At 73.1% G+C, this 19,161-nt stretch carries 20 protein-coding genes and 1 riboswitch; of the genes, 12 read left to right on the top strand and 8 right to left on the bottom strand.

Going from position 1 to position 19,161, the window contains the following annotated elements; all coding sequences use genetic code 11:
- Nucleotides 1-93: 93 nt before the first annotated feature.
- The 3 genes from F5972_RS22020 to F5972_RS22010 all read left to right on the top strand — a co-directional run bounded on the left by F5972_RS22020 (nt 94) and on the right by F5972_RS22010 (nt 3,904).
- Nucleotides 94-2,217, top strand: a complete 2,124-nt coding sequence (locus F5972_RS22020) for a SpoIIE family protein phosphatase (RefSeq protein WP_225311723.1) — start codon at nt 94-96, stop codon at nt 2,215-2,217.
- A gap of 104 nt (nt 2,218-2,321) precedes the next feature.
- The gene (locus tag F5972_RS22015; protein WP_150935451.1) at nt 2,322-2,693 is read left to right on the top strand and encodes a YciI family protein; all 372 of its coding nucleotides are present in this window, start codon (nt 2,322-2,324) and stop codon (nt 2,691-2,693) included.
- A complete protein-coding gene (locus F5972_RS22010; protein ID WP_150935450.1) occupies nt 2,690-3,904 on the top strand; it encodes an RNA polymerase sigma factor in 1,215 nt (404 codons plus the stop codon). The genes F5972_RS22015 and F5972_RS22010 overlap by 4 nt, the downstream gene beginning before the upstream one ends.
- 51 nt (nt 3,905-3,955) lie before the next feature.
- Here the strand turns inward: F5972_RS22010 and F5972_RS22005 are convergent, their stop codons facing one another.
- Both F5972_RS22005 and F5972_RS22000 read right to left on the bottom strand, forming a co-directional pair.
- The gene (locus F5972_RS22005; protein WP_150935449.1) at nt 3,956-4,138 is read right to left on the bottom strand and encodes a hypothetical protein; all 183 of its coding nucleotides are present in this window, start codon (nt 4,136-4,138) and stop codon (nt 3,956-3,958) included.
- A 222-nt stretch (nt 4,139-4,360) separates the two neighbouring features.
- A riboswitch (M-box (ykoK) riboswitch) is annotated at nt 4,361-4,532 on the bottom strand.
- A gap of 33 nt (nt 4,533-4,565) precedes the next feature.
- On the bottom strand, nt 4,566-4,814 hold the full coding sequence (locus F5972_RS22000) for a hypothetical protein (protein WP_225311722.1): 249 nt from the start codon (nt 4,812-4,814) through the stop codon (nt 4,566-4,568).
- A gap of 80 nt (nt 4,815-4,894) precedes the next feature.
- Between F5972_RS22000 and F5972_RS21995 the strand changes: the two genes are divergently transcribed.
- A complete protein-coding gene (locus F5972_RS21995) occupies nt 4,895-6,166 on the top strand; it encodes an MFS transporter (protein WP_191910257.1) in 1,272 nt (423 codons plus the stop codon).
- Here F5972_RS21995 and F5972_RS21990 read toward each other — a convergent pair.
- Nucleotides 6,163-6,888: a TetR/AcrR family transcriptional regulator gene (locus F5972_RS21990; RefSeq protein ID WP_225311721.1), complete on the bottom strand. Its 726-nt coding sequence runs from the start codon at nt 6,886-6,888 to the stop codon at nt 6,163-6,165. The genes F5972_RS21995 and F5972_RS21990 overlap by 4 nt on opposite strands.
- Before the next feature lie 199 nt (nt 6,889-7,087).
- On the opposite strand from F5972_RS21990, the gene F5972_RS21985 reads away from it, so the two are divergent.
- The gene (locus F5972_RS21985; protein WP_150935447.1) at nt 7,088-8,566 is read left to right on the top strand and encodes an MFS transporter; all 1,479 of its coding nucleotides are present in this window, start codon (nt 7,088-7,090) and stop codon (nt 8,564-8,566) included.
- 80 nt (nt 8,567-8,646) lie between these two features.
- Here the strand turns inward: F5972_RS21985 and cofC are convergent, their stop codons facing one another.
- Entirely contained in the window at nt 8,647-9,291 is a 645-nt protein-coding gene (cofC, locus tag F5972_RS21980) for a 2-phospho-L-lactate guanylyltransferase (protein WP_150935446.1), read from the bottom strand.
- Between the two features lie 78 nt (nt 9,292-9,369).
- Between cofC and F5972_RS21975 the strand changes: the two genes are divergently transcribed.
- The 3 genes from F5972_RS21975 to F5972_RS21965 all read left to right on the top strand — a co-directional run bounded on the left by F5972_RS21975 (nt 9,370) and on the right by F5972_RS21965 (nt 12,417).
- Nucleotides 9,370-10,167, top strand: a complete 798-nt coding sequence (locus F5972_RS21975; RefSeq protein ID WP_318527620.1) for a lysophospholipid acyltransferase family protein — start codon at nt 9,370-9,372, stop codon at nt 10,165-10,167.
- Nucleotides 10,168-10,220: 53 nt separating this feature from the next.
- Entirely contained in the window at nt 10,221-11,228 is a 1,008-nt protein-coding gene (locus tag F5972_RS21970; RefSeq protein WP_150935445.1) for an NAD(P)H-dependent glycerol-3-phosphate dehydrogenase, read from the top strand.
- Nucleotides 11,229-11,301: 73 nt separating this feature from the next.
- Nucleotides 11,302-12,417: a D-alanine--D-alanine ligase family protein gene (locus F5972_RS21965; protein ID WP_150935444.1), complete on the top strand. Its 1,116-nt coding sequence runs from the start codon at nt 11,302-11,304 to the stop codon at nt 12,415-12,417.
- A gap of 1 nt (nt 12,418) precedes the next feature.
- Here the strand turns inward: F5972_RS21965 and F5972_RS21960 are convergent, their stop codons facing one another.
- Together F5972_RS21960 and F5972_RS21955 are read right to left on the bottom strand one after the other, a co-directional pair.
- Entirely contained in the window at nt 12,419-12,862 is a 444-nt protein-coding gene (locus tag F5972_RS21960; RefSeq protein ID WP_150935443.1) for a DUF3515 domain-containing protein, read from the bottom strand.
- A 22-nt stretch (nt 12,863-12,884) separates the two neighbouring features.
- Entirely contained in the window at nt 12,885-13,118 is a 234-nt protein-coding gene (locus F5972_RS21955; protein ID WP_111698157.1) for an Lrp/AsnC family transcriptional regulator, read from the bottom strand.
- 47 nt (nt 13,119-13,165) lie between these two features.
- On the opposite strand from F5972_RS21955, the gene F5972_RS21950 reads away from it, so the two are divergent.
- From F5972_RS21950 to thiD, 3 genes are all read left to right on the top strand, one after another.
- Entirely contained in the window at nt 13,166-14,134 is a 969-nt protein-coding gene (locus F5972_RS21950) for a thiamine-phosphate kinase (RefSeq protein WP_150935442.1), read from the top strand.
- Between the two features lie 70 nt (nt 14,135-14,204).
- Nucleotides 14,205-15,440 carry a hypothetical protein gene (locus F5972_RS21945; RefSeq protein WP_150935441.1) on the top strand — a complete coding sequence of 412 codons (1,236 nt, stop codon included), beginning with the start codon at nt 14,205-14,207 and terminating at the stop codon, nt 15,438-15,440.
- A gap of 165 nt (nt 15,441-15,605) precedes the next feature.
- The gene (thiD, locus tag F5972_RS21940; RefSeq protein ID WP_150935440.1) at nt 15,606-16,412 is read left to right on the top strand and encodes a bifunctional hydroxymethylpyrimidine kinase/phosphomethylpyrimidine kinase; all 807 of its coding nucleotides are present in this window, start codon (nt 15,606-15,608) and stop codon (nt 16,410-16,412) included.
- A gap of 61 nt (nt 16,413-16,473) precedes the next feature.
- On the opposite strand, the gene tsaA is transcribed toward thiD, so the two are convergent.
- Together tsaA and rpmB are read right to left on the bottom strand one after the other, a co-directional pair.
- The gene (gene tsaA / locus F5972_RS21935) at nt 16,474-16,878 is read right to left on the bottom strand and encodes a tRNA (N6-threonylcarbamoyladenosine(37)-N6)-methyltransferase TrmO (protein ID WP_225311720.1); all 405 of its coding nucleotides are present in this window, start codon (nt 16,876-16,878) and stop codon (nt 16,474-16,476) included.
- A gap of 239 nt (nt 16,879-17,117) precedes the next feature.
- The gene (rpmB, locus tag F5972_RS21930; RefSeq protein ID WP_030506042.1) at nt 17,118-17,303 is read right to left on the bottom strand and encodes a 50S ribosomal protein L28; all 186 of its coding nucleotides are present in this window, start codon (nt 17,301-17,303) and stop codon (nt 17,118-17,120) included.
- Nucleotides 17,304-17,508: 205 nt separating this feature from the next.
- Here rpmB and F5972_RS21925 point away from each other — a divergent pair, with 205 nt between their 5' ends.
- Nucleotides 17,509-19,128, top strand: a complete 1,620-nt coding sequence (locus F5972_RS21925; RefSeq protein ID WP_150935438.1) for a DAK2 domain-containing protein — start codon at nt 17,509-17,511, stop codon at nt 19,126-19,128.
- The last annotated feature ends 33 nt before the right edge of the window (nt 19,129-19,161 follow it).

The following is a 19,161-nucleotide window of genomic DNA, read 5'->3' as shown; positions in this document are numbered from 1 at the left end:
AACTGCGTAAACCTGTGCAACCATCAGGTAAGCGAATCGCTGGGCGCCGGTCGGCCCCGGCGGGACGCGCCTGATGCGACCGGGGGAAAGTCAGTGCACGTCGGCCACGAACGAGAGACCAGCGGCATTCCACTCGACCTGTTCGACCAGGCGCCGGTCGGGGTCCTGGTGACCGGGGGCGAGGACCATCGGCTCGTCTACACGAACGCCGCCTTCGCCGCGATGTTCGGCGAGCGGCCGGATGGTGGGTGGTCGGGCGACGGGTGGACGTGTGGCGAACGGCCGGGCGGCGAGTGGCCGGCCGGGACGCCCGTCCGGGAGGCCTTCCCCGACCTCGTCCGGCGGATCTCCCTCGACGCGCTCGGCCGCGTCCTGGAGACGGGAGAGGCGGCGTGCCTCGACGAGGTCGTCGTCACGGTGACCGGTCCCGGCGGCGCGTCCCGCGAGGGCTCCTTCCGGCTGAGCCTGTCCAGGGTTCCCCTCACGTCCGGGGAGAGCGGCCTGCTGGCGGTGGTCCAGGAGGTCACGGCGCACCTCGCCGCCGCGCGGCGCGTCCGGGTCATGGAGAAGGAGTGGCGCCGCATCCAGCGCCGCTACCAGAGCATGGTGTGGGCGGACGCGCACCTGGTTTGGGTGACCGGCCCGCGTGGCGAGGTCAGGGAGATGAGCCAGGGCTGGCAGCGGCTGACGGGGCAGACCGTGGAGGAGAGCCTCGGCGACGGCTGGTTCGGTGCCATCCACCCCGAGGACCGCGCGGCCGCCGAGGAGTCCTGGGACAGGGCCACCGAACGGGCCGTCTCGCTCTACGAGCAGATCTACCGCGTCCGCACCGCCGAGGGCCGCTACCGTCACGTCCGCTTCCGGGCCGTGCCCGTGCACGAGGACGGCGAGGTGGTGGAGTGGGTGGGCGCCTCCACCGACGTCGAGCAGGACTGGCAGGAGGCCCGGCGTCGCCGGCTGCTGGACCGCGCCGCCGCCGCGGCGAGCGACATCTCCAACCTGGAGGAGATGTGCGAGGAGTTCGCCGGTGTGATCGTGCCGGAACTGGCCGACTCGTGCTACGTCTACCTTCTGCCCGAGGCGATCGGCGCGCCGCCCGCGTCGATCGTCACCGAGCGCGTCGCCTCCGCCGTACGGGAGGGACTGCCGAGCCTGCCGTCGCGGCGCAAGGAGTATCACCCCGCCGACAGCGGGTTCGTCCGCGCGGTGCGGCAGCGCCGGCCCCTGCAGGCGACCTTCCCGCCCGGGCAGCCGCCGTTCCCCTGCGCGGACAACGTGATGACCTGGATCAAGGAGGCCGGGGAGCACAGCCTGGCCATCATGCCGGTCGTCGTCGAGGGCGAGGTGGCGACGGTGGTCGTGACCGGCGTCTGCGGGGACCGCCCCCCGATCGGGCCGGACGACGTCCGGCTGATGCGGGAGATGCTCGACCACACGCACGACGCCGTCAGCAAGGCGCTGCGGTTCCGGCGCAACCAGAGGGTGGCGCTGGCCCTGCAGCACAGCCTGCTGGCGGAGCCGCCGCAGGTGCCCGGCCTGGAGCTCGCCGCGCGCTACCAGGCGAGCCCGACCGCCGCGGAGATCGGCGGAGACTGGTACGACGCGTTCACGCCGTCCGCCGGAGTCTTCGACCTGGTGATCGGGGACGTGGCCGGGCACGACCTCGCCGCGGCCGTGTGCATGAGCCAGGTGCGGAACATGCTGCGGGCGCTCGCCGTCGACCGCGACGAGTCTCCCGGGCACGTCCTGCGACGGCTCAACGACGCCCTGGAGACCCTGAACGGGGAGAGCACCGCGACCTGCGTCCTGACCCGCGTCGAACGGGACGAGGAGGACGGATGGCGGCTGGCCTACTCGGTGGCCGGGCATCCGCCGCCGTTGCTGGTGACCGGCGACGGGCGGAGCCGCTTCCTGCGGGACGCGCGCAACCCCCTCCTCGGCCTGCGTCACGGCAGGCCGTGGGCCAGCGCCGTGGAGCCGCTGCCGCCGCACGGCACCCTGCTGCTCTACACCGACGGCCTCGTCGAACGGCGGGGAGAGGACATCGGCGACGGGCTCGAACGGCTGCGGCGGTGCGCCGAGCCGCTCGCCCGTGCGCCTTTGGGCCGGTTCTGCGACGAACTGCTCACCGGGATGCCCCTGACGGGTGAGGACGACATCGCCATGATCGCCCTGCGCCTGCCGCCGGCAGGTGACCACGCGGGAGTCACCTCTTAAGGCGGGGAGTTTTTCGACCCGGGAAGGTGTCAAGACGGCGGCGGCGGCTCCGACCAACCGGTGGACGGGCTCGGTGGAGGCTCGCGAACCATGAGGAGAACGAGATGAAGTTCCTGATCGGCATGCACATCAACCCGGCCGTGCTGGACGCGCTGACCGACGAGGAGAGGGCGGCGATCGGCGCGGGTCACGGCAGGTTCATCGAGGAGCTGAAGCAGTCCGGCGAGCTGATCACCACGCAGGCGCTGGCCGACCCGTCGCAGGCCGCGGTGGTGTCCGTGCGCGACGGCCGGACGGTGGTCACCGACGGCCCCTTCCTGGAGGCCAAGGAGTATCTGGGCGGCTTCTACCTGGTCGACTGCGAGAACAAGGAGCGGGCGATCGAGCTGGCGGCGCGGATCCCGGACGCCGCGATCGAGGGCCTCGGGATCGAGGTGCGGCAGGTCATGTTCGCCGACGGACAATTGGAGGCATGACGGCACCGGCCATCGAGGACCTGCTGCGTGATCTCACGCCGCAGGTCCTCGGCGCGCTGGTACGCCGGCAGGGCCAGTTCGAGGGGTGCGAGGACGCCGTGCAGGAGGCCGTCCTCGCCGCCGCCGTGCAGTGGCCGGCCGAGGGAGTGCCGGGCAACCCGCGCGGCTGGCTGCTGACCGTCGCGTCCCGGCGGCTCATCGACCAGCTGCGCAGCGACCACGCGCGCCGCGAGCGCGAGTCGGCGACGGCCGCCGTCGAGGCGCCGCCGGAGGACGTGCCGGACACCGACGACACGCTCGTCCTGCTGTTCCTGTGCTGCCATCCCACGCTGACCGCGGCCTCCCAGATCGCCCTGACGCTGCGCGCGGTCGGCGGCCTGACCACCGCCGAGATCGCCCGCGCGTTCCTGGTCCCGGAGGCCACGATGGCGGCCAGGATCAGCCGGGCCAAGCAGCGCGTCAGGGCGGCCGGCAGCTCGTTCAGCCTGCCGGCCGGCGCGGAGCTCCAGGAGCGGCTCCAAGTCGTCCTGCACGTGCTCTACCTGATCTTCAACGAGGGCTACACCGCCTCCTCCGGCAGGGAGCTGCACCGCGCCGACCTCGCCCACGAGGCGATCCGGCTGACCGGGATGGTGCACGCCCAGATGCCCGAGGACGGTGAGGTGACCGGGCTGCTCGCGCTGATGCTGCTGACCCACGCCCGCCGGGAGACCCGTACGACGCCGGCCGGCGACCTGGTGCCGCTGGACGAGCAGGACCGGACGAAGTGGGACCGGGGGCTGATCGACAAGGGCGTCGAGCTGGTCAAGGCGTCGCTGGCCGGCCCGGCGCTGGGGCCCTACCAGCTGCAGGCCGCCATCGCCGCCACGCACGCCGACGCGGCCACGGCCGAGGAGACCGACTGGCCGCAGGTGCACGCCCTGTATCTGATCCTCGAGCGGATCGCGCCCAACCCGATGGTCACCCTCAACCGGGCGATCGCGCTCGCCGAGACCGAGGGGCCGCAGGCCGGGCTCGCCCTGCTGGCCACCCTGGACGGTGACGAGCGGATGGCCGGGCATCACCGGCTGCTGTCCGTGCGCGCGCATCTGCTGGAGAAGACCGGCGACACGGCCGGGGCGTACGAGCACTACCGGCGTGCCGCCAGGTCCACCGCCAGCATCGCCGAGCAGCGTTACCTGGAGTCCCGGGCCGGTCGGGTCAGGGCATAAGCCCCCCGGCCGGACGCTCGCCGCCGGCGGGCGCCAGGAGCCCGGTTCCTCTCACGTCCCCAGCAGGCGCCGGAGGACCAGCAGCCCGATCTCCAGCCCCACGACGAGGCCGACTCCCGCGTCGGCGCCGCCCACCAAAGCGAGAGCCAGCGGCACCAGGACGGGGAACAGGGCACGAGCGGCCCTGACCAGGGTCTGCGGCAGCCCGTACGGAACGGTAATCGTGATCGTCATGACGGACCTCCTGTCTCGTGCCGGGCGTCCGGCACGGATGAGAACCCGTCACCTGGCGTGACAGCGGGCGGGAACCGCCTCGACGACGCGGGAGCCCCACGTCGTGCCGGGGCAGGTGACGGGATGGATTGGTTGCGGACTACTGCCGGAACTCATCCCGACCACCTCCTCAGGGTCGTGGGGGCGACGACCGCGCCCCTCGCCGTACGGCGTCGTGAACAGTGCGCACCCCTCACGTAAGAGCTTCGGCACTGCGCGGCGTGATCCCCGCGACGGGGAAGCCACTTGGGGTCACCCCTTAAGCCGGGGAGACCTGTCCTGACCCGGGACGTCTCTCGACGAGGAGGGTCAGTGGCCTGTGTCCGCGCAGACGCCTCACCGAACGAGGTGCCTGTGATTCCAGTAGACCCCTGGCCAGGGCGTCCGGTCAAACCCGCCCGGTGTCAACCAAGAGTTCCCCTTCTCCGGGCACGGGGAAGGTCGACAGCGTGAGGTAGGAGACCCGGCCGTCCGCCATGACGAGGGCGACCCGCTGGCCGGGACGCAGACGGCGCAGCGGCCCGGCGTCGAACGCCTCGCCGTCGAAGGGGACGCGGGTGCCGTCGTCGAGGAAGACCACGCCCGACCGGCTCTCCGGATCGAAGCTCCGCACCGTCGCCTGCACCGTCACCCGCACGTCGCCAGCCTATCGCCGCCGCCCGGACCGTCGCGAAACCCCTTTGACGCCCTGATCGCGCGGGTGCCAGCATCGCCGGCGTGACCACGACGGCGAGCGGGAGCCTGTGGCGTGCCCGGGACTTCCGGCGCTACGCCGGCGCCGACGCGATCAGCAAGATCGGCAGCCAGGTCTCCCTGGTCGCCCTGCCGCTCACGGCGGCGATCACCCTGCGCGCGAGCCCGTTCCAGGTGGGCCTGCTCACCGCCGCGGAGATGCTGGCCTTCCTGCTCGTCGGGCTGCCCGCCGGAGCCTGGGTCGACCGGATGCCGCGCCGTCCGGTGCTGGTCGCGGCCGACGTGGTCCGCGCGGCGGCGCTGCTGTCGATTCCCGCCGCCGCGGCGGCCGGCGTGCTCGGACTTCCGCAGATGTACGCGGTGGCCCTGCTGACCGGGGTGTGCACGGTCTTCTTCGACGTGGCGCACCAGAGCTACCTTCCCGCGATCGTGGGCCCTCGCGGCCTCGCCCGCGGGCACGGCGTGCTGGCCGCCAACATCTCGGTCGCCGAACTGTCCGGCCCCGCGATCGGCGGCTGGCTGGTCCAGGCGCTCACCGCGCCCGCGGCGGTCGTCGCCGACGCCCTCAGCTACGTCGCCTCCGCGCTGCTGCTCGTCCGCGTACGGACGGACGAGCGGCGCGGGCAGGCCGCGAGCGCGGACGAGGAACAGTTCGAGGAGCGCGGCGAGGCGGCTCGGGGCGGGCTGCGGTCCGAGATCGCCGAAGGGCTCCGGTTCGTCCTCGGGCAGCCCGTCCTGCGGCGCGTCGCCATGGTCGGGGCGCTGACGATGACGTCGTTCGGCCTGTGGTCGGCCACGGTGCCGCTGTACCTCGTCCGTGAGGTCGGCGTGTCCCCGGGCGCGTACGGCACGCTGCTGTCGGCGGGCGCGGCCGGCGGGGTGTTCGGCGCCTGGCTCGCCCCGAGAGCCGTCGCCAGGATGGGCACGGGCCGGGCCATGTACGCGTCGGCGCTGGCGGCCACGCTTTTCCTCCCTCCGCTCGTGTTCACCGCGGGAGGCGCACGCCTGCTGATCTTCCCGGCGGCCCTCGCGGCCAGCGGCGTGGCGACGACCGTCTTCTCCGTGGCGCAGGGGACCTACCGTCAGTCGATCTGCCCGCCGCACCTGCTCGGCCGCCTGAGCGCCACCATGCGGTTCCTCATGTGGGGCCCGGCGCCGCTCGGCGGCCTGCTGGCCGGCACGCTCGGGCAGCTCGCCGGGGTGCGCGTGGCCTTCTGGACGGCCTGCGGCGCGTACGCGATCGCGCATGTGCCGATCCTGCTGGCGCCGGGCATCCGGCGGCTGGGCCGGGACTAGTCGTCCGGCTCGCCGACGTAGGAGGCGATGCCGCGCAGGATGATCTCCAGGCCGAGTTCGAAGCGGTAGTCGTTCGACTCGTCCACCATGACGTCGGCGAGCTCCACCAGGTTCGGGAACCGGTCCGGCGGCAGCGAGGCGAAGTAGCTCTGGATCTCCTCGCGCATCTTCTCCGGAGCCGCTCCGCCGCTCTCGGGATAGCGGTCCCGCCAGAGGCTCTCCTCCAGCACGAACCCGTCCATGTACGTCGACAGCAGGTCGCCCGCGATGGCGACGACCTTCTTCGGCAGCCCGGCCGCGACGAACATCGCCAGCAGTCGTTCGACGTGGGGGAGTAGCTCCGGGGTGAAGGGGATGTGGGCCATCGAGATCTTCGCCATGTCCCGGTGACTGAGCAGGCGCTTCCTGCCCTGACGGGCGAAGTTCCTGAGTTGCTCCCGCCAGTGCTCGGGATCGGGATCGGGCAGCTCGTAGCCGTCGAACAGCCGGTTGTACATCAGCCGCAGCAGCTCGTCCTTGTCCCGCACGTGGACGTACAGCGCCGAGACGGCGACGTGCAGCTCCGCGGCCACCTGGCGCATGCTCAGCCCGTCGTAGCCCTCGCGGTCGAGGACGGCGTACGCGGCGTCCACGATGCGCTCCCGGCTCAGGGGCACCCTCGGCGGCCTGCGCCGCTTCGGCGGGCGTTCCCACGGCGGCGTCGGCATGTCGGGCTGCGTCAACGAGAACCTCCCACTCTCACGCTCATGGTAGTGAACACCGCTTCCACTCAGCGAACACCGCTCTCCACACGAGATATATCTTGTGCACCGGCTGGACGAGATATATCTTGAGAACAGCGGACTTTGTACTGAACGATGTTCAATGATAGAACAGCGCTCAGTTATTGGTGAACAGTGTTCAGATACTCAAGGAGGGGTGATGGCGAACACCGTCAGCACCGCGGCGTCCGAGCCAGTGGGTGAGGCGCCGGTGGACGAGGCGCCCGCGTACCGGTGGCGCTGGGCCGCGCTCTTCGTGGTCCTCGCAGCGGAGATCATGGATCTGCTCGACGCGATGGTCACCAACATCGCGGCGCCGAGCATGCGCGCCGACCTGGGCGGGTCGGAGTCGGTCATCCAGTGGCTGGGCGCCGCCTACACGCTGGCCATGGCCGTGGGCCTGATCACCGGCGGCCGGCTGGGGGACATCTTCGGGCGCAAGCGGATGTTCCTGATCGGGGCCGCCGGCTTCACCGCGGGCTCCCTGCTGTGCGCCGTCGCGCAGTCGCCCGAGATGCTCATCGGAGCCCGGGTGGTGCAGGGCCTGTTCGGCGCGGTCATGCTGCCCCAGGGGCTCGGCATGATCAAGGAGATGTTCCCGCCGGCCGAGATGGGCAAGGCGTTCGGCATGTTCGGGCCGATCATGGGCCTGTCCGCCGTGGGCGGCCCGATCCTGGCCGGCTGGCTCGTGGAGGCCGACTACTGGGGCACCGGCTGGCGCATGATCTTCCTGGTCAACCTGCCGCTCGGCCTGGCCGCGCTGTCCGCCGGTCTGCGCTTCCTGCCCGAGTCGCGGTCGCCGCACCCGCTGCGGCTCGACCTGGGCGGCGTCGTGCTCGCCTCCGTGGGCGGCTTCCTGGTGATCTACCCCCTCGTGCAGGGGCGTGAGCACGACTGGCCGGTGTGGGCCTTCGTCATGCTGGCCGCCTCGGTGGTGGTCTTCGCCGCCTTCGGATGGTTCCAGTCCCGCAGGAGCCGCGCGGGCGGCGACCCGCTGATCGTGCCGAGCCTGTTCCGCAAGCGCGCGTTCACCGGCGGCCTGTTCACCGGGATGGTGTTCTTCTCCGGCATGGCCGGGTTCATGCTGGCCTTCAACCTCTACTGCCAGATCGGGCTGCACTACTCCGCGCTGAAGGCCGGCCTGGTGCTGGTCCCGTGGTCCGCCGGAATGATCGTCGGCTTCGGGGTCGCCCAGCCGCTGCAGAAGCTCGGGCGCAGGCTGCTGCACCTCGGCACGCTGGTCATGACGCTGGGGGTCCTCGGCGTCCTGCTCACGCTGACCATCACCGGGACGCAGGTGAACCCCTGGCAGCTCGTCCCCGCCCTGCTGGTCAGCGGGGTCGGCATGGGCATGCTGATGTCGCCGTTCTTCGACATCGTCCTGGCCGGGGTGGAGGAGCACGAGACCGGCTCGGCCTCCGGCACGCTGACCGCGGTGCAGCAACTGGGCAACGCCTTCGGCGTGGCCCTGCTCGGCACGATCTTCTTCGACCTGCTCGGCGACCTGCCCACCGCCGCGAGCTTCGACCAGGCCATGAAGGTCACCCTCTGGGTCGTCGCCGGGATGCTCGTCGTGACGTTCGCGGTGGCGTTCCTCCTGCCCAGGCACGCCCGCGAGAACGCGGAGGCGGCGCACTAGCGACCAACGGGCACGACGGCGTCGGGGGCGGTCATGCCGGAGCGGGGGCTCGGCGTGACCGCCTCCTCCGTTCCGGGGCGTCAGCGGAGCGTGCCGCCGAGGATCCGGGCCGCGACCTCGGCGGTCGCGGGGCCGACTCCGAGGGCGAGGGCCTCGCGCAGGTCCTCGATCGTGTCGACGTCCCGGCGCACCGAGGCGATTTCGGGCGGGGTCAGTTCCTTGGCCCCCCGTGAGAGGTGCCGGGCCCGTGACTCGCCGCCGAACCCGGGCCGGAAGGGCACGCCGGGCCGTACGCCGTAGAACGTGGTGCCCACCTCGGCGGCGTCGGGGACGAACGCCTGGTCGAACTCCGGCGCGGCCCCGAGCACCGTCTCCAGCTCCGCGGGCCGCAGGGCGGGCAGGTCGGCCTGCAGGGCGCCGACGGCGTCGCCCGGCGCGAGCCGTATGGCCTCCTCCGCGCCGGTCCGCAGGGCCGTGTTCAGGCCCCGGTCGGGATCGGTCACCACATGGGCGCCCAGGGCGGCCAGCCGCCGCGTGGGCAGCGGGTCGGCCGTCACGACCACCACCCGCGCCACGAGGCGGCAGCGCAGCGCGGCCGCCACGGTGTCGCGGGCGACCGCCACCGCCAGGTCGGCCCGGTGCGGCCCCGCCGCGGCGGCGAGCCGCGTCTTGGCCCGGATCAGGGTCTTCACCGGAACCACAATTGACCATCGCACCAGGGGCATGGTTGTAGCATCCCGCCTCGACATCGCGCATGGCCAACCGGGAGACTTGTCCCGGATTCTGGTGATTTTGGAGACCTTGTGAGCCACCCCAGCGACCCCGCACCCGACCCGAGCACTCCCGCGCCCCGCGCCGCCGGCCCTGTCGGCGGGGAGGTGAACCGGCGTGCCGGGCGGCCGCCCCGCCGGTGGGAGGCGCTCGCGGTCGTCGTCGTCAAGCCGATCTCCCGGCTGTTCGTACGGCGGAAGTGGCGCGGCGGGGAGAACATCCCGCGCACCGGGGGGCTGATCATCGCGGCCAACCACCTGTCGTGGTCCGACCCCGTGCTGCTCGCCCACTACCTCTACAACAACGGGCGGTGGCCGACGATCCTGGCCAAGGCCGGCCTCTTCCGGCTGCCCCTCCTCGGCCGCGCCGTCAGGCAGCTCCAGGCCATCCCGGTCGAGCGCAACAGCACCGAGGCCACCCGGTCGCTCAAGACCGCCGAGGAGCGGCTCCGCAACGGCGCCTGCATCATGTTCTATCCCGAGGGCACGATCAGCCGCGATCCCGAGATGTGGCCGATGGCCGGCAAGACCGGTGTCGCCCGGCTGGCGCTCACGAGCGGCGTGCCGGTCATCCCGATCGCCCACTGGGGCGCCCAGGACCTGCTGCCGTACGGCGAGAAGAAGCCGCGGCTCCTGCCCCGCACGACCTTCCACGTGCTCGCGGGGCCGCCGGTCGACCTGTCCCGGTACGCCGGGCAGCCGCTGCGCGGCTCGGTTTTGCGTGACGCGACCGCCGACATCATGGCGGCCATCACCGCCCTGCTCGCCGAGATTCGGGATGAGAAGGCGCCAGAGGTCCCCTATGACCCGAAGAACGACTCCAACGGCTGACCGGAGCGTACGGTGAGGGGTGAGCGGGCAAGGCAAGAGGAGTGGTGCGTCCAGTGACCAGGGCGGCTGTTTTTGGTACGGGCTCGTGGGGCACCACGTTCGCGATGATCCTCGCCGAGGCGGGCACCACTCCCACCCTGTGGGGCAGGCGGGCGCAGATCGTCGACGCGATCAACGAGACCCGGGAGAACCCGGAGTACCTGCCGGGGACGCGGCTGCCCGACACCCTCCGCGCGACGACCGACCCCGCCGAGGCGATGGACGGCGCGGACTTCGTGGTCCTCGCCGTCCCGTCCCAGACGCTGCGCGCCAACCTCCAGGAGTGGAAGCGCCACATCCCGCCCGGGGCCGTGCTGGTCAGCCTGATGAAGGGCGTCGAACTCGGCACCTGCAAGCGGATGAGCGAGGTCGCCTGCGAGGTGGCGGAGGTGCCGGAGAGCCGGGTGGCCGTGGTCTCCGGGCCCAACCTGGTCCCCGAGCTGGCCCGGCGGCAGCCCGCCGCGGCCGTCGTCGCCTGCGCCGACGAGGAGGTGGCCGACCGGCTGCAGGAGGCGTGCCACCTGCCGTGGTTCCGGACGTACACGAACCCGGACGTGGTCGGTGTCGAGCTCGGCGGCGCGGTCAAGAACGTCATCGCGCTGGCCGTCGGCGTCGCGGCCGGCATGGGCCTGGGCGACAACGTGCGGGCGACGCTCATGACGCGCGGGCTCGCCGAGATCGCCCGGCTGGGCGCGGCGCTCGGCGCCGACCAGCACACCTTCGCGGGCCTCGCCGGCATGGGCGACCTCGTCGCGACCTGCACCTCGCCGCTGTCGCGCAACCGGACCTTCGGCGAGAACCTGGGCCGCGGGATGACGATGGCCGAGGTCGTCGCGGCCACCAAGCAGACCGCCGAGGGCGTCAAGTCGTGCGAGTCGGTGCTCGAACTGGCCAGGAAGCACGACGTGGAGATGCCGATCACCGAGGTGGTCGTGGGGGTCGTCCACGACGGCATGACCCCCGGCGAGGCCGCCGTGCTGCTCATGTCCCGCACGCCGAAACCCGAGCGCTACGGCGTCTGACCAGCTGCCCGGCTCTCCGCGGCGCGCGGCTGACAAGCCGTTATGCCCCTCGAACACGGTAGATTCGGGCATCATGAATGAGGATCGCGAGTCCCCGTCACGCGTGCGCGTGGCAGTCGTCTTCGGCGGGCGCAACTCCGAGCACGCCGTCTCGCTGATGGGCGCGGGCAGCGTGCTGCAGGCCATCGACCGGACGAAGTACGAGGTCGTCCCCATCGGCATCGCCCAGGACGGGCGCTGGGTGCTGGCCTCGGGCAGCCAGACGTACGCGATCGAGTCGGGCCGCCTGCCCGTCGTGGACGACTCGGGCACGGCGCTCGCGCTGCCGGGGGATTCGGGCGCGCTGGTGGCCCTGGAGCCCGGCGAGATCCCACGCTCCCTCGGGCAGGTGGACGTCGTGTTCCCGGTGATGCACGGCCCGTTCGGCGAGGACGGGACCATCCAGGGCCTGCTGGAGATGGCCGGGGTCCGTTACGTCGGCTCGGGCGTGCTGGCCAGCGCGGTCGGGATGGACAAGGCGTACATGAAGCTCGTCCTGCGCGCCGCCGGCCTGCCGGTCGGCCCGTTCGTGGTCGTTCGCGACCGCGACTGGCGTCTCGACCGCGGCCGGGTGCTGAAGGAGATCGAGGAACTGGGCTGGCCGGTGTTCGTCAAGCCGTCGCGGGCCGGGTCGTCGCAGGGCATCTCCAAGGCGCACGACCCCGAGTCGCTGGAGCAGGCGATCGAGCGGGCCCGTGAGCACGACCCGAAGGTGCTGGTCGAGGCCGCCGTCGTCGGCCGGGAGATCGAGTGCGCGGTGCTGGAGTCGCCGGACGGCGCCGCTCCCGAGGCCAGCGTCCCCGGCGAGGTGCTGGTGCGGGGCGACCACGAGTTCTTCGACTTCGAGGCCAAGTATCACCCCGGCCAGATGGAGCTCCGGGCCCCGGCCGACATCCCCGCCGAGGTGGCCGAGACGCTGCGGGCCATGGCGGTGCGCGCGTACGAGGCGCTCGGCTGCGAGGGACTGTCGAGGGTCGACTTCTTCTACACGCCGTCCGGCGAGCTCATCGTCAACGAGATCAACACCATGCCGGGGTTCACCTCGCTGTCGGTCGCGCCGCAGCTGTGGGCCGCCACCGGGCTGCCGTACGCCGACCTGGTGGACCGCCTGATCCAGCTCGCCCTGCGCCGCCCCGCCGGGCTGCGCTGAGCTACTCCGGGACGTTGCGCTTGACCGGCTCGGCGAGATCGACCAGCACCGCGGCCGGCTGGTGGCTCTTGGCGATCGTGACCTCGACGTACGCCACCCGGTTGACCGAGGTGAACAGCGTCGGCAGCCGGGGGTCCTGGAACCAGCCGACACCGTTGACGTCGACGACCTCGGCCGTGGGCTCCATCTCGGCCGGGCGCGGCACGCCGCAGCGCAGGGCGATCTGGCCGTCGCCCCAGACGGCGACGTACGGCGAGGGCGGCTCGGACTCGGCCCGGCCGAGCCCGTCGAGCGTCCCGGGCAGGGCGGGGCCGAGCCTGCGGCAGGCCGCGGCGGCCTCGCCGGCCGGTGCCGGCGGTTCCACGTGGACGGTGGACGAGCAGGCCGTGAGCAGGGCCAGCGTCACACCCGCCGCGGTCGCGGCCGTGCCCCTCGCCACGCGCATCGTCCCCCCGGTCGGTTCGCGGTCAGATGTGGACGATCGGGCACGTCAGCGTGCGGGTGATGCCCTGCACCGCCTGGATCTGGGCCACCACGAGCTTGCCGAGCTCGTCCACGTTGTTGGCCCGGGCGCGGACGATCACGTCGTAGGGGCCGGTCACGTCCTCGGCCTGTGTCACCCCAGGGATGGAGGAGATCTCCTCGGCCACGTTGGCCGCCCTGCCGACCTCGGTCTGGATAAGGATGTAGGCCTGCACCATGACGCCCTCCGGGTAGAGATCAGTGCCGGAGCGTAACCGTACCTCGGATGCACAAGGGGTGTGCCATCACAGTCGGAGAACTGGGCGAATTCGGAGTAATTCAGCGAATATCGGGACGGCTTCCCCAGGGCGCGGCCGTACTGCTGGGCCCCGGTGACGACGCCGCGATTCTGCGCGCGCCCGACGGCCGGGTGGTGGTGAGCACCGACCTTCTGGTGGAGGGAAGGCACTTCCGCCGCGACTGGTCGGGCGGCTACGACATCGGCCGCAAGGCGGCGGCGCAGAACCTCGCCGACATCGCCGCCATGGGGGCCGAACCCACCGCGCTGGTGGTCGGGCTCGGCCTGCCGCCGGACGCGGCCGCCGACTGGCTCGACGCGCTGACCGACGGCTTCCGCGACGAGTGCGACCTCGTGGGCGCGACCGTGGCGGGGGGCGACGTCACGCGTTCGGAGACCGTCGTGCTCGGGGTGACCGCGCTGGGAGACCTCGGCGGACGGCCGCCGGTGACCCGTTCGGGCGCACGGCCCGGGGACGTGGTCGCGGTGGCGGGCCGCCTCGGCCACGCGGCGGCGGGTCTCGCCCTGCTCACGGCGGGGGCGGGCGCCGGCGCGCCGGAGTTGCGGGAGCTTCCGGAGGCGCACCGGCGTCCCCGGCCGCCGTACGCCTGCGGGCCCCGGGCCGCGCTGCTCGGCGCGACGGCCATGCTCGACGTGAGCGACGGCCTGCTGCAGGACCTCGGGCACGTCGCGGAGGCCTCGGGAGTGGCCGTCGCCCTGGACGCCGCCGCCCTCCCCGTGGCGGAGGTCCTGGCCGCGGCGGCCGCCGAACTGGGAGCCGACCCGCTGGAGTGGGTGCTGACCGGCGGCGACGACCACGCGCTCGCCGCGACCTTCCCTCCCGCCGTACGGCTGCCGCCGGAATGGACGGTAATCGGCCAGGTCGAGCAGGGTCACGGCGTACGCGTCGACGGGCAGGTCCGGGCGGTGGGCGGATGGGATCACTTCCGTGAATGAAGTGAAATTTGTGACATAGGTGTATTAAATCTGTTATTAAGTATGGCGGTCGGCGACAGAGAGGACCGTCATGGGCCGTCACGCGGCAGGACGAAGCACCGGAGAAGGCACGCTCGCCCCCGCCGGGGAGGAGACGCCGGTCGTGGGTGAGCCCGCCGACCCGGACCCTGGGCCGGGCACCAGGACCTTCGCCGCGCTGTCTCCCGAGAGCCTCGCCTCCCACGACGACGGCCCACCTCGTGGCTTCCTCGGCTCGGGCTGGAACGACCGGCCGGAGCCGCCGAAGCGCCTGCGGCGGGTGGCGCTGGTGTCCGGCCTGTCGGTGCTGCTGGCCGTCGGCGTCACGACGGGCGGGGTGCGGCTGATGGCCGGGCGGACCACGCTGACCGCCGAGCCGCCCCGGCAGGCCTGCGCGTCCGCCGTGGACTGTGTCGTGACCGGTGCCCCCTCTCTCGGCGCGGGGACGCCGCAGGAGACCGGCACCGCCCCCCAGATAGGTGACGCGGCAGGCGACGCCGGAGGCGAGACGACGGGCGGCGCCGCCGGGGACGGAGCCGTGGGCGGCCGGACCGGCGAGGACCCGGCGCGGGGCGACACCGGTCCCGGAACGCCTCCCGGCCCCGGCTCCCAGTCGGCCTCCCAGCCCGACTCCGGCCCTGCCGGCCCGGGAGCCCATCCGGGGCGCACTCAGCAGAAGGCGCGCGCCTCCGCCTCGCCCAAGGCGCGCGCCACGTCGCCCGCCGGGCACGGGAGCGGCGCCCGGACCGGCGCCGGTTCCACGCCCGCCGACGTCGGCGCCCCGGCGACGGCCGACGCCCCCGGGACGGCCGGCACCACGGACGGCAAGACGGACGGCGCGGACCCGGGCAGCCCTGCCACTTCGGACGCCTCGGACTCCTCGGAGCCGGGCGGCGCGGGCTCGTCGGACTCGGGCGGGGAGGCCCCGCACACCGACTCGGCCGCCCCGGCCGCCGCGCCTGGTGACGGCGCCGTCCGCGTCGCGTACGCGGTGACGGGCAGGCGCGGCGCGACCTACACGGCCCGGCTCGCCGTACGCAACGAGGGCCCGGCGCTCTCCTCCTGGACGCTCCGGCTGCCGGTCGGCGGACGGGTGATCGCGGTGCGGGGCGCCGCCCACTGGGAGCAGCAGGAAGACACTCTGGTCGTCACCGGCGAGTCACTCGGCGAGGACGGCGAGATCGGCGTCGTCTTCGACGCCGAGGGCTCCTCCCGCGCCCCGGCCGAATGCGCGCTCGCCGAGGGCCGGTGCGCCGTCGCGAGCAACTCCGGCCACCACCACCGCTGACGCTCGCGCCCGGGTCGGGGCTGTGCGCTCGTCTCGCAACACCGCCGCCGGGATGTCGCCGGTGGGTGACGCGATGAGCGCCGGAAAGCGTGTCGCCCGGCCCCTGCGTGCCCGGGCCGGGTGCGCCCGAAGGGGTGCGGCTCGCGTCGAGGGGGACCTGGTTGGATGGAAGCCATGACCACCCCACCACGTGTTCTGACGATCGCGGGCTCCGACTCCGGCGGCGGAGCCGGCATCCAGGCCGACCTGAAGACCATGCTGGCCCTCGGCGTACACGGCATGAGCGTGATCGCCGCGGTGACGGCGCAGAACTCGCTGGGCGTCCAGGGCTACTGGGAGCTGCCCCCGGAGGCGGTGCGGGCCCAGCTCGACTCGGTCCTCGGCGACATCGGAGCCCAGGCGATCAAGACGGGCATGCTGGCCTCGCCGGTGCTGGTGGAGACCGTCGCCGAGGTCCTCGCGGGCGTCGCCGTTCCCGTCGTGGTGGACCCGGTCGGCGTGTCCAAGCACGGTGACAGCCTGCTCCGGCCGGAGGCCGTGGAGACCGTCAGGAGGGCGCTGCTGCCCACGGCGACCGTGGTCACCCCCAACCTGTGGGAGGTCGAGCAGCTCACGGACGTCAAGGTCGAGGACGAGGCCGACCTGCCCCGCGCCGCCGAGGCGGTGCTGGCGCTCGGCCCGAAGTGGGCGCTCATCAAGGGAGGGCACCTGCCCGGCGAGCCGGTCGACCTGCTGACCGACGGGTCGGCCGAGCACCGCTTCACCGCCGAGCGGCTCGACAACCGGCACACCCACGGCACCGGCTGCACGCTCGCCTCCGCCATCGCGTCCTACCTCGCCCTCGGCGAGGACGTCCCCGGCGCCGTACGGCGGGCCAAGGAGTACGTCACCGGCGCGATCGCGCACGGGTTCCCGCTGGGCGCGGGCATCGGCCCGGTCGACCACGGCTGGCGCCTGCGCCGGGACGCCTGAGCGAGCACCGCGCCGACCGCACCCGTAGCGCGGTCGGCGTGGTCGGCGACGGTCCGGCGTGTCATCGCTCCGGCGTGAGGAGAGGTTTGACGTCGAGGATCGGGGTCGCGTCGAGGGCTTCGAGGTTGCCGACCTGGACGCGCGTTCCGGCGATGGCGAGGATGCGGACCTCGTGCAGGCCGATCGGGTTGGGCCGGTCGGGACTGCGGGTGGTGAAGACGCCGGCGCGCGGACGCGTGATGTCGCCGCGCGGGTGGACGGTGAGCGTGTCGCGGTCGGCACGGTCGAGCCAGGTGAGCAGGAGCACGTCGGTGCCCGGGGACAGGCCCTCCAGGGCGGACGCGTACCGCTCGTCGAAGACCAGCCAGGCGCCGGGGGCGCCCTCGTCGGCCTGCAGGGGTGCCGTCGCCCGATCGGTGAGGGGTGACTCCACTCGACCGATCACGCGCAGCGTGTATTCGCTCAACAGCCTGAATCCTTCCTGGCTCGCCGATTCCTGGAACGGCGTCGGCGTCACGGACCGGATCCACATGATCCCGCGTGCGCGGGCTCGCCGAAGCGGATGATCCCGGACCGGAATCCGGCTCCGTTGGAGTCGTACGCGGTCAGCGCGTGCGCGCAGCCGGGGTCCGGGCACGCGAAAGCCCGTCACCGGCAGAGGTGACGGGCTCGGGCGAAGCGTCAGTAGGTCAGCGGGTCAGCGGGTCAGCGGGTGACCTTGCCGGCCTTGATGCAGGAGGTGCAGACGTTCATCCGCTTCGGCGTCCCGTTGACCACCGCGCGCACGGTCTGGATGTTGGGGTTCCAGCGGCGGCGGGTGCGGCGGTGCGAGTGGGAGATGTTGTTGCCGAAAATCGGCTTCTTGGCGCAGACGTCGCAGACGGAAGCCACGGTAATCGCTCCTTTGAATCAGTCGATCGGCCCGGCGCCGGTGCAGCGGCTCATCCGAGCAATGCCGGGACAACCGGCTGGCCACACGAGGATATCCGATGTGCGCCGGTCCACGCCAAACGGGAGGCCGACGAACGGGGATAGTCTCGTACCCGCCAACGGTAGCGCATCGAGGGCCCGGAGCGCGCGGAAGGAAGGACGGCGGATGCTCAAGGAGCTCGATCCCCCTGCCGTACGGCGCTGGTCCCGGCACTGCGCCACGGCACTCGGCCGGGCCAGAGCGGAGATCGACGCACTCAACGTCTTCCCCGTGCCGGACGGGGACACCGGGACGAACCTGCACCTCACGCTCCTGTCCGCGGCGGACGCGCTGGACGCGCTGCCCGCGGGCGCGGACGGCGGCGCCACCTGGGCCGCGCTGGCCCGCGGGGCGCTGCTCGGCGCGCGGGGCAACTCCGGCGTGATCGTCAGCCAGGCGCTCAAGGGCCTCGCCGACACGCTCGGCCCGGCCCGGGGCGACGGCGCCGACCTGCGCGCCGGCCTCGCGAGGGCGGCCGAGACGGCCAGGGCGGCGGTGGCCAGGCCGGTGGAGGGCACGCTGCTCACCGTGCTGTCCGCCGCCGCGCGGGCCGTACGGGACGCGCCGGACGACCTGGCCGGGGTGGCCCGCCTGGCGGCGGAGGAGGCGCGGCGGGCGCTGCGCCGCACGACCGGGCAGCTCGACGTGCTGTCCCGCAACGGAGTGGTCGACGCGGGCGCGGCCGGGCTGGTGATCGTCCTGGAGAGCCTGGCCGAGGTGGTGACCGAGGCCTACAGCGAGCGGCACGAGGTGCCCGCCCCGGCCGGCCGGGGCGCGCCGGAGGCGCGCAATGGGCTCACGCCGGAGGCTCGTGGGACGGTGGCGCCGGAAGTGGCCGGGCGGCACGCGGACGGCCCCGGGTACGAGGTCATGTACCTCCTGGACGCGGGCGCGGACGAGGTGAGCCGGCTGAGGGCGGAGCTGGACGCGCTCGGGGACAGCCTCGTGATCGTCGGCGGGGAGGCCCTGTGGAACGTCCACGTCCACGTGGACGACGCGGGCGCGGCGATCGAGGCCGGGCTCCGGGCCGGACGCCCGCACCGGATCAAGGTCACCTGGCTCGGGGCGCGGCCGCACGAGCCGGGCCCGGCCAGGGGAGTGGTGGCGGTCGCCGCCGGAGACGGCCTGGCGGGCCTGTTCGCGGAGGCGGGCGCGGTGGTCGTACGGCGCGATCCGGGGGCGGTTCCGCCGGTCGCCGCGCTGGTGCGGGGGATCCGCGACGCGGGCGCGGAGGTCGCGGTGCTGCCCAACGACGCCGCCGTGTACGACGTCGCCGTCGCCGCCGCCGAGATCGCCAGGGAGGAGGGCGCGACGGTCAGCGTCCTGCCCACCCGGGCCTCCGTGCAGGGACTCGCCGCGCTGGCCGTGCACGACCCGCTCCGCCGGTTCGACGACGACATCGTGGCGATGACCGACGCGGCCGGGCACACCCGCCACGGGCACGTGTGGGTGGCCGACCGCGCGGCGGTGACCAGCGCGGGCCTGTGCCGTCCCGGCGAGGTGCTCGGGGTGGTGGACGGCGAGGTCGCGCTGATCGGCGCGGACCTGGCCGCGACCGCGGTCGAGGTCGCCCGGCGCCTGGTGTCGGGCGGCAGCGAGATGGTCACCCTCGTCGTCGGCGCGGGCGCGCCGCCCGAGGTCGCGCGGGCCGTCGAGGACGACCTGGAGCGGACGCGGCCCGACCTCGAGATCGTCGTGTACGAGGGCGGGCAGGGCGGGTATCCCCTCCTGATCGGGGCCGAGTGAGCCCGATTGTCGGCGCGTACGGGTACTAATGAG

Origin of the sequence: Microbispora cellulosiformans, from assembly GCF_008728085.1 — a bacterium.
GTDB classification, from domain to species: domain Bacteria; phylum Actinomycetota; class Actinomycetes; order Streptosporangiales; family Streptosporangiaceae; genus Microbispora; species Microbispora amethystogenes.
This window is presented reverse-complemented; position numbering and strand designations above follow the sequence as displayed.

Excerpts from the sequence above, each read along its gene's own strand:
- F5972_RS22015 (WP_150935451.1), top strand. The coding sequence starts at position 2,322 with ATGAAGTTCCTGATCGGCATGCACATCAACCCGGCCGTGCTGGACGCG.
- F5972_RS22010 (WP_150935450.1), top strand. The coding sequence starts at position 2,690 with ATGACGGCACCGGCCATCGAGGACCTGCTGCGTGATCTCACGCCGCAG.
- F5972_RS22005 (WP_150935449.1), bottom strand. The coding sequence starts at position 4,138 with ATGACGATCACGATTACCGTTCCGTACGGGCTGCCGCAGACCCTGGTC.
- F5972_RS21985 (WP_150935447.1), top strand. The coding sequence starts at position 7,088 with ATGGCGAACACCGTCAGCACCGCGGCGTCCGAGCCAGTGGGTGAGGCG.
- cofC (WP_150935446.1), bottom strand. The coding sequence starts at position 9,291 with ATGCCCCTGGTGCGATGGTCAATTGTGGTTCCGGTGAAGACCCTGATC.
- F5972_RS21965 (WP_150935444.1), top strand. The coding sequence starts at position 11,302 with ATGAATGAGGATCGCGAGTCCCCGTCACGCGTGCGCGTGGCAGTCGTC.
- F5972_RS21960 (WP_150935443.1), bottom strand. The coding sequence starts at position 12,862 with ATGCGCGTGGCGAGGGGCACGGCCGCGACCGCGGCGGGTGTGACGCTG.
- F5972_RS21955 (WP_111698157.1), bottom strand. The coding sequence starts at position 13,118 with ATGGTGCAGGCCTACATCCTTATCCAGACCGAGGTCGGCAGGGCGGCC.
- F5972_RS21950 (WP_150935442.1), top strand. The coding sequence starts at position 13,166 with ATGCACAAGGGGTGTGCCATCACAGTCGGAGAACTGGGCGAATTCGGA.
- F5972_RS21945 (WP_150935441.1), top strand. The coding sequence starts at position 14,205 with ATGGGCCGTCACGCGGCAGGACGAAGCACCGGAGAAGGCACGCTCGCC.
- thiD (WP_150935440.1), top strand. The coding sequence starts at position 15,606 with ATGGAAGCCATGACCACCCCACCACGTGTTCTGACGATCGCGGGCTCC.
- F5972_RS21925 (WP_150935438.1), top strand. The coding sequence starts at position 17,509 with ATGCTCAAGGAGCTCGATCCCCCTGCCGTACGGCGCTGGTCCCGGCAC.